The sequence below is a fragment of the Actinosynnema sp. NPDC023658 genome (genome assembly GCF_040639995.1).
In the GTDB taxonomy this organism is placed as follows: Bacteria; Actinomycetota; Actinomycetes; order Mycobacteriales; family Pseudonocardiaceae; genus Actinosynnema.
Genome location: NZ_JBFAAX010001483.1, coordinates 1 through 1060 on the forward strand (window position 1 = coordinate 1; position 1060 = coordinate 1060).

Here is a 1060-nt window from a genome sequence, read left to right on the forward strand (position 1 = left end):
GCGGGGGCATGGTGGGGTGGTTGGACCGGGCCCCGGTGGAGACGTCGTAGCTGTCGTGCCACGCGGGTTCGGGCACGTGGTTGCCGTCCTCCCGGATGCGGGCGACGTTGCGCCGCACGGCCGGCTTGTCCCACATCGCCGCGCCCATCGACGGGAAGAACACCACCGGGTAGCGCACCGACAGCAGGACCGTGGTCAGCCGGTTCGGCGCGGCACCCGCTGCCGCTGCGGCGAGCGTGTGCGCGGTGGCGGGCAGCACCACCGCGATGTCGTGCTCGGCGGCGAGCCGGGACGGCTTGTCGGTCGGCCAGTCCTCCGGCGCGTCACCGCTGACCACCCGTTCGGCGAAGATCGCCGCGGTGCTCGGCGGCAGGAAGGTCGCGGCCGTGTGCGTCATCAGCACGGTGTACGTGCCGCCCAATTGGGCGCGCAGCTCGGTGAGATAAGCGGGCAGGTTGGTCACGGCGATCGAACCGGTCGCGCCGATGAGCACGCGCGGTTCGCCGGGTATCGGGGTGTTTTCGCTCATGCGGGCAGGGTGCCGTCATTTCCCGGCACGTTCAACGCGTCTTTTTCGCGCGGTGTCGCGCGGTCGTCGCGGTGTGCTTGACAAGGGCAAGTGGTGCTGGTGTCATGCGAAGGCGGTCGACGATCGGACAAACGCCCGGACGATCACGGAATCTATTCGACGTGGTGGGCGCGGTCATTCGCGGCACGATTCCTCCCGCTTTGTGGTGTCGATCCGCAATGCCTGTGACCACCGCTGTCGAGAATGAGGAGCGGAGCGTGGACGAGAATTTCTCCAGCATGTTGAGGATGCTGAACAGCCGCATGCCCGTCCGGGACGCCGCCGACGACGGGCCGCAACCGCCCGCCGTACCGCACCAGGACGGGCCGCACGGCGACGGGCAGCACCAGGACGGGCAGCACGACGGGACCCACGACGACGGGCGCCACGAGCCCTTCCCCCTGACCGACATCCAGTACGCCTACGTGATCGGGCGGCAGGGCGGGCAGGGTGTCGCTCGGGACCGGAGTGCTGGTGTCGTTGTGGTCGGCC

2 protein-coding genes are annotated in these 1060 nt (G+C 69.5%); one reads left to right on the forward strand and one right to left on the reverse strand.

Annotated elements, in window-relative coordinates; all coding sequences use genetic code 11:
• Positions 1 to 529 (reverse strand): flavoprotein (locus tag AB0G02_RS41965; RefSeq protein WP_360806684.1); only part of this gene is annotated, 529 nt, incomplete at its 3' end.
• A gap of 257 nt (positions 530 to 786) precedes the next feature.
• Here AB0G02_RS41965 and AB0G02_RS41970 point away from each other — a divergent pair.
• The coding region (locus tag AB0G02_RS41970; RefSeq protein WP_360806687.1) for a hypothetical protein at positions 787 to 1060 on the forward strand (274 nt) is incomplete at its 3' end.